At 60.3% G+C, this 16,120-nt stretch carries 14 protein-coding genes; 6 read left to right on the top strand and 8 right to left on the bottom strand.

The annotated features are described in order from the left end of the window. Positions 1-108: 108 nt before the first annotated feature. The gene (locus ACA060_RS04380) at positions 109-591 is read right to left on the bottom strand and encodes a glutathione peroxidase (protein WP_497315632.1); all 483 of its coding nucleotides are present in this window, start codon (positions 589-591) and stop codon (positions 109-111) included. Between the two features lie 123 nt (positions 592-714). Beyond that, the gene (locus ACA060_RS04375; RefSeq protein WP_007901600.1) at positions 715-1,200 is read right to left on the bottom strand and encodes an FKBP-type peptidyl-prolyl cis-trans isomerase; all 486 of its coding nucleotides are present in this window, start codon (positions 1,198-1,200) and stop codon (positions 715-717) included. On the opposite strand from ACA060_RS04375, the gene ACA060_RS04370 reads away from it, so the two are divergent. The 3 genes from ACA060_RS04370 to yihG are packed head-to-tail and all read left to right on the top strand — an operon-like array spanning position 1,169 to position 4,573. Beyond that, entirely contained in the window at positions 1,169-1,507 is a 339-nt protein-coding gene (locus ACA060_RS04370; protein ID WP_497315631.1) for a DUF3565 domain-containing protein, read from the top strand. The two genes, ACA060_RS04375 and ACA060_RS04370, sit on opposite strands and share 32 nt — an antisense overlap. A gap of 60 nt (positions 1,508-1,567) precedes the next feature. Continuing rightward, positions 1,568-3,667 (top strand): phosphate acetyltransferase, encoded by a 2,100-nt coding sequence (gene pta, locus ACA060_RS04365; RefSeq protein WP_219095737.1) that lies wholly within the window; start codon positions 1,568-1,570, stop codon positions 3,665-3,667. Further along, on the top strand, positions 3,668-4,573 hold the full coding sequence (yihG, locus tag ACA060_RS04360; protein WP_497315629.1) for a 1-acylglycerol-3-phosphate O-acyltransferase, YihG family: 906 nt from the start codon (positions 3,668-3,670) through the stop codon (positions 4,571-4,573). Between the two features lie 167 nt (positions 4,574-4,740). On the opposite strand, the gene cysN is transcribed toward yihG, so the two are convergent. From cysN to ACA060_RS04345, 3 genes are all read right to left on the bottom strand, one after another. After that, complete coding sequence (gene cysN, locus ACA060_RS04355) at positions 4,741-6,639, bottom strand: sulfate adenylyltransferase subunit CysN (protein WP_497315627.1); 1,899 nt, start codon at positions 6,637-6,639, stop codon at positions 4,741-4,743. A gap of 9 nt (positions 6,640-6,648) precedes the next feature. Continuing rightward, complete coding sequence (gene cysD / locus ACA060_RS04350) at positions 6,649-7,566, bottom strand: sulfate adenylyltransferase subunit CysD (RefSeq protein ID WP_109628002.1); 918 nt, start codon at positions 7,564-7,566, stop codon at positions 6,649-6,651. A 248-nt stretch (positions 7,567-7,814) separates the two neighbouring features. Further along, the gene (locus tag ACA060_RS04345; protein ID WP_109628001.1) at positions 7,815-8,573 is read right to left on the bottom strand and encodes a Nif3-like dinuclear metal center hexameric protein; all 759 of its coding nucleotides are present in this window, start codon (positions 8,571-8,573) and stop codon (positions 7,815-7,817) included. Positions 8,574-8,675: 102 nt separating this feature from the next. Here ACA060_RS04345 and algW point away from each other — a divergent pair, with 102 nt between their 5' ends. The 3 genes from algW (at position 8,676) to ACA060_RS04330 (ending at position 12,772) form a co-directional block, all read left to right on the top strand. Continuing rightward, entirely contained in the window at positions 8,676-9,836 is a 1,161-nt protein-coding gene (algW, locus tag ACA060_RS04340) for a Do family serine endopeptidase AlgW (RefSeq protein ID WP_109628000.1), read from the top strand. Between the two features lie 86 nt (positions 9,837-9,922). Further along, entirely contained in the window at positions 9,923-12,028 is a 2,106-nt protein-coding gene (locus ACA060_RS04335; protein ID WP_497315624.1) for a TonB-dependent siderophore receptor, read from the top strand. 12 nt (positions 12,029-12,040) lie between these two features. Next, positions 12,041-12,772, top strand: coding sequence for a DUF4198 domain-containing protein (locus ACA060_RS04330; RefSeq protein ID WP_497315622.1), 732 nt, complete (start codon positions 12,041-12,043; stop codon positions 12,770-12,772). Between the two features lie 118 nt (positions 12,773-12,890). On the opposite strand, the gene hisC is transcribed toward ACA060_RS04330, so the two are convergent. From hisC to hisG, 3 genes are all read right to left on the bottom strand, one after another. Then, on the bottom strand, positions 12,891-13,943 hold the full coding sequence (hisC, locus tag ACA060_RS04325) for a histidinol-phosphate transaminase (RefSeq protein ID WP_497315620.1): 1,053 nt from the start codon (positions 13,941-13,943) through the stop codon (positions 12,891-12,893). Between the two features lie 2 nt (positions 13,944-13,945). Beyond that, the gene (gene hisD, locus ACA060_RS04320) at positions 13,946-15,283 is read right to left on the bottom strand and encodes a histidinol dehydrogenase (RefSeq protein WP_497315618.1); all 1,338 of its coding nucleotides are present in this window, start codon (positions 15,281-15,283) and stop codon (positions 13,946-13,948) included. Positions 15,284-15,408: 125 nt separating this feature from the next. Further along, positions 15,409-16,044 carry an ATP phosphoribosyltransferase gene (gene hisG / locus ACA060_RS04315; RefSeq protein ID WP_007901570.1) on the bottom strand — a complete coding sequence of 212 codons (636 nt, stop codon included), beginning with the start codon at positions 16,042-16,044 and terminating at the stop codon, positions 15,409-15,411. Between the last annotated feature and the right edge of the window lie 76 nt (positions 16,045-16,120).

Here is a 16,120-nt window from a genome sequence, read left to right as displayed (position 1 = left end):
GATAATATGCACAGTGGAACACGATGCACAGCACTATTGATCTGGGTGATTAAGGGTCAAAAGGCAGGCATAAAAAATCGCAGCTCGGTGGCTGCGATTTTTGGGGGTTCAGCTCAGCGCTTTTTCAATCGCCGCGATGACCGTCGGATCATCCGGCGGCGTACGCGGCGAGAACCGCGCCAACACACGCCCGTCTTTGCCCAGCAGGAATTTCTCGAAGTTCCAGGTGATATCCCCCGGAAACTCCGCACCCTCGCCCGCCAGCAAACGGTACAACTGATGACGATCGTGACCGTTGACTTCCAGCTTGCTGGACAACGGAAAGCTCACGCCATAGTTGAGGCTGCAGAAATCCTGGATTTCTTGCTCGGTGCCCGGTTCCTGCCCGGCAAACTGGTTGCACGGCAGACCCAGCACGCTGAAGCCTTTGTCCTTGTATTGCTGGTAGAGGTTTTCCAGCGCCGCGTACTGTGGGGTCAAGCCACATTTGGAGGCGACGTTGACCACAAGCACGACGTGCCCCTTGAGGGGTGCCAGCGGTAGCTCCTGACCATCCAGGGCTGTCAATTTAAGGTCGTGAAAAGCACTCATGACGAACTCCAGATTCCCGTGTTCTACTCGAAACAGCCACTTGGCGATGTCGCCAGGGACAGCCGCGGACTAAAAAGGCGCCCCTCGGGCGCCTCTCCAGTTCTCTGAGCTTAGCGCAGAAAATCAGTGGTGATGGCCACCTTCGCCATGGACGTGACCATGAGCGATTTCTTCCTGGCTGGCGTCACGGATGTCGATGATCTTGACCTGGAAATTCAGGCGCTGACCGGCCAACGGGTGGTTGCCGTCGACAGTAACGTCGTCGCCGTCCAGATCGCGGATGGTAACGATCTGCATCTGGCCGTCCGGCGCGGAAGCGTGGAACTGCATGCCCACTTCCAGTTCGTCGACGCCTTCGAACATGCTGCGGCTCAACGTGCTGACCAGTTCGGCAGCGTATTCGCCGTAGGCATCTTCAGGTTCAACGGCTACGGTCAGCTCGTCGCCGACTGCTTTGCCTTCCAGTGCCTTTTCCAGGCCCGGGATGATGTTACCTGCGCCTTGCAGGTAGACCAGCGGCGCGCCGCCGGCGGAGCTGTCGATGACCTCACCAGCGTCGTTGGTCAGGGTATAGTCGATGGAGACAGCCTTATTGGCGGCGATCAGCATGGGGCGAGACCTTTTGCATAAGAATGAAGAATGGCCAAGTTTAGCGAAGCAATCGCCCGAAAGCGAACACAACCCGGACAGACGGATGGCGACTAAAGGCTCGACGGTCACAGGTTTCCATCAGGATGAGGACGGGCATTGGGTGGCCGAGCTTTCCTGCGGCCACACCCAGCACCTGCGTCACCAGCCACCGTGGCAATCGCGCGCCTGGGTCCTGGACCCCGCGCAACGCATTGAAAAAATAGGCCAGCCCTTTGATTGCGGTTGGTGCGCACAAGGCTCGGTTAGCGATAACCTTGGCGACTGAATTTCGGTAAACGGCCAGACATAGGTCGTCACCATTGCCATGCACCTCCAGAGAATCCGCATGCAAACTTTTTTTATCGCGCCCACCGATTTTGGTGTGGGTCTGACCTCCATCAGCCTCGGGCTGGTGCGCACACTTGAGCGAGCCGGCCTCAAAGTCGGCTTTTTCAAACCGATTGCCCAGCCGCATCCGGGCGACACCGGCCCGGAGCGTTCCACCGAACTGGTGGCGCGCACCCACGGCCTGAAACCGCCACAGCCACTTGGCTTGGCCCATGTCGAGCGCATGCTCGGCGACGGTCAACTGGATGAGCTGCTCGAAGAAATCATCACCCTGTATCAGCAAGCCGCCGTCGGCAAGGACGTGCTGATCGTCGAAGGTATGGTCCCGACCCGCAGCGCCAGTTACGCCGCGCGGGTCAATCTGCACCTGGCCAAGAGCCTGGATGCCGAAGTGATCCTGGTCTCGGCGCCGGAAAACGAAGTGCTGACCGAACTGTCTGGCCGGGTGGAACTGCAGGCGCAATTGTTCGGCGGCCCGAAAGACCCGAAAGTCCTCGGCGTGATCCTCAACAAGGTCAAGACCGATGAAAGCATGGAGGCTTTCGCTTCGCGCTTGAAGGAACACTCGCCGTTGCTGCGCAGCGGTGACTTCCGTTTGCTCGGCTGCATTCCGTTCCAGCCGGAACTGAACGCACCGCGCACCCGCGACGTGGCCGACCTTATGGGCGCGCAGATTCTCAATGCTGGCGATTACGAAACCCGGCGCATGACCAAGATCATCATCTGTGCCCGCACCATGCGCAACACCGTGGAGCTGCTCAAGCCCGGCGTGCTGGTGGTGACCCCGGGCGATCGCGACGACATCATCCTCGCCGTCAGCCTCGCCGCCATGAACGGCGTGCCGCTGGCCGGCCTGTTGCTGACCAGCGACACCCTGCCCGACCCGCGCATCATGGACCTGTGCCGTGGCGCATTGCAGGCAGGCTTGCCGGTGTTGTCGGTGAGCACCGGCTCCTATGACACTGCCAACCAGTTGAACGGTCTGAACAAGGAAATCCCGATCGACGACCGCGAGCGCGCGGAGATCATCACCGACTTCGTCGCCAGCCACCTCGATGCCAACTGGCTGCACCAGCGTTGCGGTACTCCGCGTGAGATGCGCCTGTCGCCAGCGGTGTTCCGTTATCAATTGATCCAGCGCGCCCAGGCCGCCAACAAACGCATCGTTCTGCCAGAAGGCAGCGAGCCACTGACCGTGCAAGCGGCAGCAATCTGCCAGGCCCGTGGCATCGCTCGCTGCGTGTTGCTGGCGAAACCGGAAGACGTCGAAGCCGTGGCCCGCGCTCAAGGCATCGAACTGCCGCCGGGGCTGGAGATTCTCGATCCGGACCTGATTCGTGAACGCTACGTCGAACCGATGGTGGCGCTGCGCAAAAGCAAAAGCCTCAACGCGCCGATGGCCGAGCAGCAACTGGAAGACACCGTGGTGATCGGCACCATGATGCTGGCGCTGGATGAAGTCGACGGCCTCGTCTCCGGCGTCATCCACTCCACCGCCAACACCATCCGCCCTGCCCTGCAGCTGATCAAAACGGCGCCGGGCTGCACGCTGGTGTCGTCGGTATTCTTCATGCTGTTTCCCGAAGAAGTGCTGGTCTACGGCGACTGCGTGATGAACCCGCACCCGAGCGCCAGCGAACTGGCCGAGATCGCCCTGCAAAGCGCGGACTCGGCGGCAGCGTTCGGCATCACCCCGCGCGTCGCGATGATCAGCTACTCCAGCGGTGAATCGGCCAGCGGCGAAGAAGTCGAGAAAGTTCGCGAAGCGACGTTGCTCGCCCACGAACAGCAGAACTCGCTGCTGATCGACGGCCCGTTGCAATACGATGCCGCCGCCAACGAAACCGTGGCCAAGCAACTGGCACCGAACAGCCAGGTCGCCGGTCGCGCCACGGTGTTCGTGTTCCCCGACCTCAACACTGGCAACACCACGCACAAAGCCGTGCAGCGCAGTGCCGATTGCGTCAGCCTCGGACCGATGCTGCAAGGCCTGCGCAAACCGGTGAACGACCTGCCGCGCGGCGCGCAAGTCGATGACATCGTGTACACCATCGCGTTGACCGCGATTCAAGCTGCCAACCGACCTATGGATCTTTAAATGCTGGCTTTTCTACCTGCCGCCGTGCGCGGCGTGATTGCATCGTTGTTGCTGGCGTTGAATACCATTCTGCTCTGCTCGTTTCTGTTCTGCGTGGCGATCTTCAAGGTGTTGCCCTTTGCCCTCACCCAGCGTTTCACGCTCTGGTTGATGAGCCATACCCATGAAGCCTGGATCAGCAATAACAAGGCCTGGATGAATCTGGTCTGCCGCACCCGCTGGCACCTCAGCGGTCTGCAAGGGCTGGATTATCAGCACTCGTACCTGATCACCAGCAACCACCAGAGCTGGGTCGACATCATGGTGTTGCAGTACGTACTCAACCGTCGCATCCAGCCGCTGAAGTTCTTCCTCAAACAGGAACTGATCTGGGTGCCGGTGATTGGCCTGGCCTGGTGGACGCTCGGCTTTCCGTTCATGAAGCGTTATTCCAAGGCCTACCTGGAAAAGTACCCGGAGAAGAAAGGCGAGGACCTGGAAACCACCCGCAAGACCTGCGACAAGTTTCGCAATAACGCGGTGGGGATCTTCAATTTTGTCGAAGGCACGCGCTTCACTGAAGGCAAGCATGCGCAGCAGAAATCACCGTTCAAGTACCTGCTCAAACCCAAGGCCGGCGGCATTGCGTTTGTGCTGGATGCGATGGGTGAGCAGCTTGAGTCCATTGTGAACGTGACCATTCATTACCCGGCCGGGCGTCCCGGGTATTGGGATTTGCTCTGTGGGAATGTGGAAGAGGTGGTGGTGCATTTTCAGGAACTGAAGATTCCGCCGCAGTTCATTGGCAAGAATTACGACCAGGATGGGGAGTATCGCTTGCAGTTTCAGGGCTGGATCAATCAGCTGTGGGAAGACAAGGATGCGTTGCTGGAGCAGATGCACCGCGAATACCCCGATAAACACTGACCCACTGTGGGAGCCAGCCTGCTGGCGATAGCGGGTTCACATTCAGCAGATTTAGTGCCTGAATCACCGCAATCGCTAGCAGGCTAGCTCCCACAGTTGACCGAGTTGACCCACAAAAAACCCGCCGATGAGTGATCATCGACGGGTTTTTTATTAACGGCTAACGCTTAGATCGCGCCACGCTGACGCAGCAGATCCAGCACTTGCTTGACGCTTTCTTCCAGCGACAGCGACTGGGTGTCGACCACGAGGTCGGCGTCCAGCGGCACGTCGTACGGGAAGGAGTCGCCCGGAATGTTATCCCCGGCCGCCGCGTACAGACCTTGCGGATCACGCTCGGCACAAACCGTCGGCGAGGCCTGGACGTAGACCGTCAGCAGACGCTCCTTGCCGATCAGCTCCCGGGCTTGCTCACGACCTTCGGCACTCGGTGCAACAAATGCAGCCAGTGTCAGCAGACCCGCTTCGTTGAACTGACGCGCAACGTGTGCGGCACGGCGCCAGTTTTCGGTTCGCCCGGCGCGATCCTGTGGCAGACCTTTGTTCAGGTCGTGACGCAGGTTCTGGCCATCGAGTACAAACACTGCACGGCCCATGTCGAACAACTTGCGCTCAACCGCGTAAGCCAAGGTGCTTTTGCCCGCGCCCGACAAGCCGCTGAACAACACGGTGGCCGGTTGCTGACCGAAACGCTGGGCGCGTTCTTCAGTCGCCACGTGCGCCAGTTTGCCGTGGTGCGTGCTGCTGCCATGCGCCAACGGCTGAGCGATGATCATGCCGGCGGCAACGGTGCCATTGGTCAAACGATCGATGACGATGAACGAACCGGTGGTGCGGTTGCTCGCGTAACCGTCCAGAGCGATCGCCGCGTCGAGGCTGACCTTGACCCGACCAATCTCGTTCAGTTGCAACGCGCTGGCAGGACCTTCTTCCAGCGTGTTCACGTCAACGCGGTTGACGATGCTGGTGATCGAACCCGGCACATAACTGGTGGCGCGTTTGATGTCGTATTTCTTGCCCGGCAGCATCGGCTCTTCGGCCATCCACACCAGCATGGCGTCGAAGGCGTCGGTCACTTGCGGCAGGTTGTCGGCGTGCACCAGCAAGTCGCCGCGAGAGATGTCGATCTCGTCTTCCATGGTCAGCGTCACCGCTTGACCAGGACCTGCATGCTCCAGCTCACCTTCGAAGGTGACGATGGATTTCACGCGGCTGCTCTTGCCCGACGGCAGCACGACGACTTCGTCGCCCTTGTGCACGACGCCGCTGGCCAGGGTGCCGGCGAAACCGCGGAAGTTCAGGTTCGGACGGTTGACGTACTGCACCGGGAAACGCAGGTCGGTGTAGTTGCGGTCGTTGGCGATCTCGACGGTCTCGAGAATTTCCATCAGCGACTGGCCGGTGTACCACGGCGAGCGCTCGGACTTGTTCACCACGTTGTCGCCTTTCAATGCCGACATCGGCACAAACGCCATGGTGGTCGGCTTGAACGCGATGCCTTCGGCGAACTTCAGGTAATCGGCCTTGATCGACTCGAACACGGTTTCGTCGAAGCCATTGAGGTCCATCTTGTTGATGGCGACCACGATGTGCTTGATGCCCAGCAACGAGGCGATGAAGCTGTGGCGACGGGTTTGGGTCTGCACGCCGTAGCGGGCGTCGACCAGGATGATCGCCAGGTCACAGGTGGACGCACCGGTGGCCATGTTGCGGGTGTACTGCTCATGGCCAGGGGTGTCGGCGATGATGAATTTGCGCTTGGCGGTAGAGAAATAGCGGTAAGCGACATCAATGGTGATGCCCTGCTCACGCTCGGCCTGCAGGCCGTCGACCAGCAATGCCAGGTCGATGTCTTCGCCGGTGGTGCCGACTTTTTTCGAGTCGCGGGTGATGGCTTCCAGGTGATCTTCGTAGATCATCTTGGAGTCGTGCAGCAGGCGCCCGATCAGGGTGCTCTTGCCGTCGTCGACGTTGCCACAGGTCAGAAAGCGCAGCATTTCCTTGCGTTCGTGCTGGCCCAGGTAGGCGAGGATGTCCTCGCTGATCAAATCAGATGCGTGCGACATGACAACCCCTTAGAAATAACCCTGACGTTTCTTTTCTTCCATCGAGCCTGCGCCATCGTGGTCGATGACCCGGCCCTGGCGTTCGGAAGTTCGCGTCAGGAGCATTTCCTGAATGATGTCGGTCAGGCTGGTGGCCTCGGACTCGACCGCACCGGTCAGCGGGTAGTCGCCGAGCGTACGGAAGCGGACCTTCTTCTTGACGATGCGCGCCTTATCTTCATCGCTCAGGTGATTGAGCAGGCGTTCGTCGTCGATCATGATCCAAGTGCCATTCATCTCGATGACGTCGCGCTCGGCGGCGAAATACAGCGGCACGATCGGGATGCCTTCGAGGTAGATGTACTGCCAGATATCCAGTTCGGTCCAGTTCGACAACGGGAATACACGAATGGATTCGCCCTTGTTGACGTTGCCGTTATAGACGTTCCACAGTTCCGGGCGCTGGTTTTTCGGGTCCCAGCGGTGCTTGGTATCGCGGAAGGAATACACGCGCTCTTTGGCACGGGACTTCTCTTCGTCGCGGCGAGCACCACCGAAAGCGGCATCGAAACCATACTTGTCGAGGGCTTGTTTCAGGCCTTCGGTTTTCATGATGTCGGTGTGCTTGGCACTGCCGTGGGTCAGCGGGTTGATGCCCTGCGCGACGCCATCAGGGTTCACGTGCACGATCAGGTCCAGGCCGAGATCTTCGACCATGCGGTCGCGGAACGCGTACATTTCCTTGAACTTCCACCGGGTGTCGACGTGCATCACCGGGAACGGCAGTTTGCCCGGGAAGAATGCCTTGCGCGCAAGGTGCAGCATCACGGCGGAGTCTTTACCGACGGAGTACAGCATCACCGGGTTATCGAACTCGGCGGCGACCTCGCGGATGATGTGGATGCTTTCGGCCTCCAGCTGTTTCAGATGCGTCAGTTTGTCGACCATGGCTACTCACGAAAACGATCTTATGGACGGCCAGCGGGCCGTGTTCGAGCGAGGAATCCTAGCACAGCGACCTCTTCTAATCAGGCCGCCGACTAGATCGAAAGGGTATATGAATATACCCCCTCGTTTGGGCTCCGCCCCCTTGCAGGAGCGAGGCTTGCCGGCGAAGAACGATACACGGTATGCCTGATGCACCGCGTTATCGTTCTTCGCGGGCAAGCCTCGCTCCTACAGGGATTGGGTGGAAATCAGATCGGATTCGGGCAATCGATGAAGATGTGCTCGAGGGCGAACCGGCGGGCCAGGTAATCGCCCAATGCTTGCACGCCGTAACGCTCGGTGGCGTGGTGACCGGCGGCGATGAAGCTGATGTCGTTTTCCCGGGCGCTGTGGAAGGTCTGCTCCGAAGCCTCGCCACTAAGGTACAAATCGACCCCGGCCAGCACGGCCTGATCGATGTAACCCTGGCCACCACCGGTGCACCAGCCAACGCGACGGATCATCTCGCTGCCTTCAATCAGCAGCGGTTCACGACCCATGACTTCCTGCACACGACGGGCAAAATCACGCGGCGTCATCGGTTCGCTCAACGAGCCAACGAGGCCGACCACTTTAAGGTTGTCAGGATCCAGCGGGCCTTCGACCGTGATGTCGAGCTGACGCGCCAGCTGCACGTTGTTGCCAACGTCCGGGTGCAGATCCAGAGGCAAGTGATAGGACAGCAGGCTGATGTCGTGCTTGAGCAGGGTTTTCAACCTACGCTGCTTCATGCCGGTGATGCACGGGTTCTCGCCCTTCCAGAAATAGCCGTGATGCACCAGCACCAGATCGGCCTGCGCTTCGACGGCGGCGTCCAGCAGCGCTTGGCTGGCGGTGACGCCACTGACGATGCGCATCACCTGCGGGCGGCCTTCGACCTGCAAGCCGTTGGGGCAGTAATCGGCAATCCTGGCACTGTTAAGGTAACGGTCGGCTTCTTCGACCAGGGTGCTCAAGGCGACGGCCATAAAAGACTCCTAAATATCCCGTTCAGAGGCGAGCTGCGCCTCGTATAATGCGCGACATTATGGGCGGTCTCATACCGCCTGCAACCTCTCAGGACGTGCTTAATGCTCAAGGCGCTGCGTTTTTCCGGCTGGCCGTTGTTGGCCGGCGTGCTTATCGCTCTGTTGATCATCCAGCGTTACCCGCAGTGGGTCGGGCTACCGAGCCTCGACGTCAACCTGCAGCAAGCCCCGCAAACCACCACGATGCAGCAAGGTCCGGTGTCCTATGCCGACGCGGTCACCACGGCCGCGCCGTCGGTGGTGAACCTGTACACCACCAAAGTCATCAACAAACCGAACCATCCGTTGTTCGAAGATCCGCAGTTCCGCCGCTTCTTCGGCGACAACTCGCCCAAGCAGAAACGCATGGAGTCGAGCCTGGGTTCGGGCGTGATCATGAGCCCGGAAGGTTATTTGCTGACCAACAACCACGTGACCAGCGGCGCCGACCAGATTGTGGTCGCGCTCAAGGACGGTCGCGAAACCCTGGCCCGGGTGATCGGCAGCGACCCGGAAACCGACCTCGCCGTCCTGAAGATCGATCTGAAAAACCTGCCGTCGATCACCGTCGGCCGCTCCGACAACATTCGCATCGGTGACGTCGCGCTGGCCATCGGCAACCCGTTCGGGGTCGGCCAGACCGTGACCATGGGCATCATCAGCGCCACCGGGCGTAACCAGTTGGGCCTGAACAACTACGAAGACTTCATCCAGACCGACGCCGCGATCAACCCCGGCAACTCCGGCGGTGCGCTGGTGGACGCCAACGGCAACCTGACCGGCATCAACACCGCGATCTTCTCCAAGTCTGGCGGCTCGCAAGGCATCGGTTTTGCGATCCCGGTCAAACTGGCCATGGAAGTGATGAAGTCGATCATCGAACACGGCCAGGTGATTCGCGGCTGGCTCGGCATCGAAGTGCAGCCATTGAGTCAGGAACTGGCGGAGTCGTTTGGTCTGTCGGGGCGCCCGGGGATTGTGGTCGCAGGGATTTTCCGCGACGGTCCGGCGCAGAAGGCCGGCCTGCAATTGGGCGACGTAATCCTCAGCATCGACGGCGAACCGGCCGGCGACGGTCGTCGTTCGATGAACCAGGTCGCGCGGATCAAACCGACCGACAAGGTCACGATTCAGGTGATGCGCAATGGCAAAGAGCTGAAGCTCACGGCTGAGATCGGCCTGCGTCCGCCACCGGCGCCGGTTAAAGAGAAAGAAGAAGGCTGACATCAACCCGAGGATTTCGGGCTAATAGAAGAAAGTCTCATTAGACATGTTATATTGTTTCAATATCTCAATTGGAACAACATAACATGTCGTCTCGAACAATGGCTTCCGTGGCAAGTCTTGCCCTTGGCCTGCTGGCGGATCCGGTCTTCGCAGAAGAGCCCGGCACCCTCGAACTGGACGCCATAAGCGTCACCTCCGACTACGAATCGCCCACCGGCCCGGTCAAGGGCTATCGTGCCACGCGGTCTTCCAGCGCGACCAAAACCGACACCGCGATCCGCGACATCCCGCAATCCATCAGCGTGATTCCCGTCAGTGTGCTCAATGACCTGGGCAGCACCAGCGTCGAGCGTGCCCTGGATTTTGCCGGTGGTGTGTCGAAGCAGAATAACTTCGGCGGCCTGACGCTTTACGAATACAGCGTGCGTGGCTTCACCACGTCGGAGTTCTACAAGGACGGTTTCAGCGCCAACCGGGGTTATCCGAGCACGCCGGACGCGGCCAACATCGAGCGTATCGAAGTGCTCAAGGGCCCCGCCGCCAGCCTCTATGGACGCGGCGATCCCGGCGGCACGGTGAACATCGTCACCAAGAAACCCCAGCCCGAAGCGTTCACCACCCTGCAAACCAGCGCCGGCAGTTGGGATCGCTATCGCACCGCCCTCGACGTCAACACGCCGCTGGATGACGACGCCAACGTGTTGTCCCGAATCAACCTGTCCGTCGAGGACAACCACAGCTTTCGCGATCACGTCGACAGCCAGCGAGTGTTCGTCGCACCCTCCTTCAGTTGGCAATTGAACCCGGACACCAGCCTGTTGGTGGAGAGTGAATTCGTGCGTCACAGCTCCACGTTCGATCGCGGCATTGTCGCGCCGAATAACAAGTGGAGCGGCGTGTCACGTTCGACCTTCCTCGGCGAACCCAACGACGGCAACATCGACAACCACAACAACCTGCTGCAAGCCACGCTCGAACATCATCTCAATGACAGCTGGAAGCTGCGCCTGGCCAGCCATTACAAGGAAGGCAAACTCTGGGGCTACGCCTCCGAAAACCGTCCGCTGAATGCCGACGGCCACACCGTCAATCGACGTTATCGCGAGCGCGATACCAATTGGCACGACAGCATCACCCAACTCGAATTGCGCGGTCTGTTCGACCTCGGCAGCTGGCAGCACGAACTGCTGATCGGCACCGAATATGAGAACTTCCGCAAGAACGAACGGGTCACGACCATTGCCGGCGGCCCCTACGCCATCGACATTTATCAGCCGGTCTACGGTCAGCCGAAACCCAACGGCACGCGCTCCGGCACTGACCTTTTCGAACACGTCGAAAGCCAGGCGCTGAACCTGCAGGATCAGATCGTCTTCACTGACAAACTGCGCGGCATGCTCGGTGCCCGCTTCGAACACTTTGAGCAAAGCATCGACGATCACAGCCGCGGCGCCACCAGCCGTCAGAGCCACGATGCGCTGACCCAACGGGCCGGCCTGCTCTATCAACTGACACCCGAAGTCGGGCTGTTCGCCAACGCGTCCACCTCGTTCAAACCGAACAATGGCCTGGACGCTGGCGGCAAATCCTTCGACCCGGAAGAAGGCGTCGGATACGAAGTGGGGATCAAGAGCGAGCTGTTCGACGACCGTTTGAGCACCACCCTCGCCGCCTTCCATATCGAAAAGGAAAACGTCCTCGCACTCGACCCGGGCACCGACACCAGCCGCGCCATGGGCAAGGCCCGCAGCCAGGGATTCGACCTGCAAGTCACCGGGCAAGTGACCGACGCCGTGCGAGTGATCGGCGCCTTCGCCTACATCGACGCCGAGGTCACCGAAGGCGACAAAGTGATTCCCACCGGCAGCAGCATCCTCGGCGTCGCCAAGCGTAGCGGCAGTCTGCTGGGTGTTTATGAATTTCAGGATGGCCATTTGCGCGGCTCAGACGTCGGCGCGGCGTTCACGTACGTCGGTGATCGCTCAGGCGAATCCGGCAGCGATTTTGAGCTCCCCGCCTACCACACCGTCGACCTGCTGGCCCATTACAAGGCCAGTGAAAACGTCACTGTCGGCCTGAACCTGAACAACCTGTTCGACGAGAAATACTACGAGCGCTCGTACAGCAATTACTGGGTCAACCCCGGCGAGCCGCGCAATTTCACCGTCAGCCTCACACTCAATCTGTAAAAGGAAGTTCCCATGCACCCTCTCAAACCCCTGGCGCTGCTCGGCCTGCTGCTCGGCCTGTTGTTTACCGGCCAGGCCTCGGCCCATGGTCTCTGGACCGAACAACGTCGCGGCAACATCGAAGTGATTTACGGCCACGGTGCCGAAGACAACGCCTTCAAGGCGCAGAAAATCAGCGGTGCCTGGGCCTATGACGCCAACGGCAAAATGATCCCGGTGACCGTGCAACGCCTGGCCGATCATGCGCGTTTACAACCCTTGAAACCGCCCGCCGTGATGGCCGTGGCACTGGACAACGGCATGTGGTCGCAGACAGCGGATAAAAAGTGGATCAACGAAGGACGCAGTAAAGTGCCGGGGGCGATCGAGTCAACGCAGACCTTCAAATACAGCCTGGCGATCTATCAGCCAGGGGCGAAGTTGCCGAAGCTGGATCAGATGAAGCTGCTGATTCTGCCGGAGGTCGATCCGCTGACGGTCGGACCGGGCAAGTTGCTGCCCGTGCGGGTGCTGCTCGATGGGAAACCGGCGGCGGGTGTGAAGTTGATGGGCGACTACCGCAGTGCGCCGAATACGTTGAGCACCGAGACGGATAAGGACGGCCGCGCGCAGGTGGTGGTGCGTAATGAAGGGTTGAATGTGATTTCGGCGCAGATGGAGATTGTGCTGAAGGACAATCCGGATGTGGCGACACGCGGGGTGTTCAGCTCGCTGACGTTCCTGGGCGAACCGCATCACGAATAACCCACAAAACCCTGTGGGAGCGAGGCTTGCCCGCGATGGGAACACCGCGGTGTATCAGTTACACCGCGTTATCGTTCATCGCGGGCAAGCCACGCTCCCACAGGATCGGGGGTATTCCTTAAAGGTCGCCCAGGCCGTCGATCAGTGCCTGATTCTGTTCAGGCGTGCCGATGGAAATCCGCAGGAACTGTGCAATCCGCTCCTGCTTGAAGTGCCGGACGATCACGCCCTGCTCACGCAGCTTCGCAGCCAATCCCGACGCATCATGCTTCGGATGGCGCGCGAAGATGAAGTTCGCCGCGGACGGCAGCACTTCAAAGCCCTTCCCTTCCAGTTGCGCAACCACCCACTCACGATGATCGATGACCAACCGGCAGGTCTTGTCGAAGTATTCACGGTCTTCAAACGCAGCAGCAGCCCCGACATTTGCCAGGCGATCCAGTGGATAAGAGTTGAAGCTGTTCTTGATCCGCTCCAGCGCCTCGATCAAATCGGGATGCCCCACCGCCAGACCAACCCGCAGGCCGGCCAGCGAGCGGGACTTGGACAGGGTCTGAGTCACCAGCAGGTTCGGATAACGGTCGACCAAAGTGATTGCCGTCTCCCCACCAAAGTCGATGTAAGCCTCATCCACCACGACCACCGAATCCGGGCTGGCCTTGAGGATTTGCTCAACCGCTTCCAGCGCCAACAGGCAACCGGTCGGCGCGTTAGGGTTCGGGAAGATGATCCCGCCGTTCGGCTTGGCATAATCCGCCGGGTTGATCTGGAACTGTTCGTCCAGCGGCACCGCGTCGAACTTGATGCCATACAACCCGCAGTAGACCGGATAGAAGCTGTAGCTGATGTCCGGGAACAACACCGCTTTGTCGTGTTGCAGCAAGCCGTGGAAAATGTGCGCCAGGACTTCGTCCGAGCCGTTGCCGAGGAACACCTGATTGGCCTGCACGCCGTAATACGCAGCCACGGCGTTTTTCAGCAGATCGCTGTTCGGGTCCGGATACAGACGCAGGTTGTCGTTGAGCTCGGTCTGCATCGCCGCCAAGGCTTTGGGCGAGGGGCCGTAAGGGTTTTCGTTGGTGTTGAGCTTGACCAGTTTCGCCAGTTTCGGCTGCTCGCCCGGCACGTAGGGCACCAGATCCTTGACGAACGGGCTCCAGAATTTACTCATGTTCAGTTCCCCTGCCCTTGTGAAGAGTCTTCGTCAACGATGCGATATTCGGCGCTCCGCGCGTGGGCGGTCAGCGACTCGCCACGGGCCAGCACGGAAGCGGTCTTGCCCAGTTCGGACGCACCCTGCTCGGAGCAGAAGATGATCGACGAGCGTTTCTGGAAGTCGTACACACCCAGCGGCGAAGAGAACCGCGCAGTGCCGGAGGTCGGCAACACGTGGTTCGGACCTGCGCAGTAATCGCCCAGGGCTTCAGAGGTGTGGCGACCCATGAAGATCGCGCCCGCGTGGCGGATCAGCGGCAGCCAGGCTTGCGGATCGGCCACCGACAACTCCAGGTGCTCCGGCGCAATGCGGTTGGCCACTTCGATGGCTTGCTCCATGTCACGAACCTGAATCAGGGCGCCACGGCCATTGATTGAGGTTTCGATAATCTCGGCGCGTTCCATGGTCGGCAGCAGTTTGGCGATGCTCGCGGCGACCTTGTCGAGGAACTCGGCGTCCGGGCTGACCAGAATCGCCTGGGCGTCTTCGTCGTGCTCGGCCTGGGAGAACAGGTCCATGGCGATCCAGTCCGGATCGGTCTGGCCGTCGCATACCACGAGGATTTCCGACGGGCCGGCGATCATGTCGATGCCGACCTGGCCGAATACGTGGCGCTTGGCGGTGGCCACATAGATGTTGCCCGGGCCAACCACTTTGTCGACCTTCGGTACGCTTTCGGTGCCGTAAGCCAATGCGGCAACCGCTTGGGCGCCGCCAATGGTGAAGACGCGGTCGACACCGGCGATGCAAGCCGCGGCCAGCACCAGTTCGTTGATTTCACCGCGCGGGGTCGGCACCACCATGACCACTTCGGTCACACCGGCGACCTTGGCCGGAATCGCGTTCATCAACACCGAGGATGGGTATGACGCCTTGCCGCCCGGCACGTACAGCCCGGCGCGATCCAGCGGCGTGACCTTCTGGCCCAGCACCGTGCCGTCGGCTTCGGTGTAGGTCCAGGATTCCTGTTTCTGTTTTTCGTGGTAGCTGCGCACGCGAGTCGCGGCTTTTTCCAGGGCTTCGCGCTGAGGCACGGTGATTCGGGTCAGCGCCAGTTCCAGGCGTTCGCGCGGCAGGATCAGGTCCGCCATGGACGCAACGTCCAGGCCGTCGAACTGCCGGGTGAAGTCCACCAACGCCGCATCGCCACGCTCGCGCACGGCTTTGATGATGTCCAGCACGCGCTGATTGACCGAGTCGTCAGACACACTTTCCCAGCTCAGCAGATGATCCAGATGATGCGCGAAATCCGGGTCAGCAGCGTTGAGTCGGCGAATTGCAGTCGGTGCGGTCATAGCGAGAGCCTCATAGGATTGGCAAAAAACTCAGGCACCCGAAGCTAACATTCGATCCGCTTGGGCACCTGAGAATTCTGGCTATGAGGCGGATAGACGGCGCGCCTTGCGGTCGCGCAGGTGAATCAGCCGCGGTGTCGAGACTCCACTGCCTTGCGCAGGGTGTCGATCAACGCCTGGATACGGGCGTGTTGCATCTTCATCGAAGCTTTGTTGACGATCAGCCGGGAGCTGATGTCGGCAATGAAATCCTGGGGTTCCAGGCCATTGGCACGCAAGGTGTTGCCGGTGTCGACCACGTCGATGATCTTGTCCGCCAGACCGATCAGCGGCGCCAGCTCCATCGAGCCGTAGAGCTTGATGATGTCGACCTGACGGCCCTGCTCGGCGTAGTAACGCTTGGCGACGTTGACGAACTTGGTCGCCACGCGCAGACGGCCCTTGGGCTCGACGTCGCCGACACGGCCGGCGGTCATCAGCTTGCAGAGGGCAATGCGCAGGTCCAGCGGTTCGTACAGACCCTGGCCGCCGTATTCCATCAGCACATCTTTACCGGCGACGCCCAGGTCCGCGGCACCATGCTCGACGTAGGTCGGCACATCGGTGGCGCGCACGATCAGCAGACGCACGTCGGCCTGAGTCGTGGGGATAATCAGCTTGCGGCTCTTGTCCGGATTCTCGGTCGGCACGATGCCCGCTTCAGCCAGAAGCGGCAGGGTGTCGTCAAGGATGCGGCCCTTGGACAGTGCGATGGTCAACATGGGAAACGTCAGTCCTTATCAGGCTACTGATGCCCGGTCGCAAACGGCGCCGGACACACTTCGAAGGCTTTCTCAT

Source organism: Pseudomonas sp. LBUM1671, assembly GCF_059695685.1.
The sequence above is the reverse complement of the archived record's forward strand: the minus strand, read 5'-3'. Positions and strand labels throughout refer to the sequence as shown.

Coding starts and splice junctions, on each gene's coding strand:
- ACA060_RS04380 (WP_497315632.1), bottom strand. CDS start 591: ATGAGTGCTTTTCACGACCTTAAATTGACAGCCCTGGATGGTCAGGAG.
- ACA060_RS04370 (WP_497315631.1), top strand. CDS start 1,169: ATGGAGACAGCCTTATTGGCGGCGATCAGCATGGGGCGAGACCTTTTG.
- ACA060_RS04375 (WP_007901600.1), bottom strand. CDS start 1,200: ATGCTGATCGCCGCCAATAAGGCTGTCTCCATCGACTATACCCTGACC.
- pta (WP_219095737.1), top strand. CDS start 1,568: ATGCAAACTTTTTTTATCGCGCCCACCGATTTTGGTGTGGGTCTGACC.
- yihG (WP_497315629.1), top strand. CDS start 3,668: ATGCTGGCTTTTCTACCTGCCGCCGTGCGCGGCGTGATTGCATCGTTG.
- cysN (WP_497315627.1), bottom strand. CDS start 6,639: ATGTCGCACGCATCTGATTTGATCAGCGAGGACATCCTCGCCTACCTG.
- cysD (WP_109628002.1), bottom strand. CDS start 7,566: ATGGTCGACAAACTGACGCATCTGAAACAGCTGGAGGCCGAAAGCATC.
- ACA060_RS04345 (WP_109628001.1), bottom strand. CDS start 8,573: ATGGCCGTCGCCTTGAGCACCCTGGTCGAAGAAGCCGACCGTTACCTT.
- algW (WP_109628000.1), top strand. CDS start 8,676: ATGCTCAAGGCGCTGCGTTTTTCCGGCTGGCCGTTGTTGGCCGGCGTG.
- ACA060_RS04335 (WP_497315624.1), top strand. CDS start 9,923: ATGTCGTCTCGAACAATGGCTTCCGTGGCAAGTCTTGCCCTTGGCCTG.
- ACA060_RS04330 (WP_497315622.1), top strand. CDS start 12,041: ATGCACCCTCTCAAACCCCTGGCGCTGCTCGGCCTGCTGCTCGGCCTG.
- hisC (WP_497315620.1), bottom strand. CDS start 13,943: ATGAGTAAATTCTGGAGCCCGTTCGTCAAGGATCTGGTGCCCTACGTG.
- hisD (WP_497315618.1), bottom strand. CDS start 15,283: ATGACCGCACCGACTGCAATTCGCCGACTCAACGCTGCTGACCCGGAT.
- hisG (WP_007901570.1), bottom strand. CDS start 16,044: ATGTTGACCATCGCACTGTCCAAGGGCCGCATCCTTGACGACACCCTG.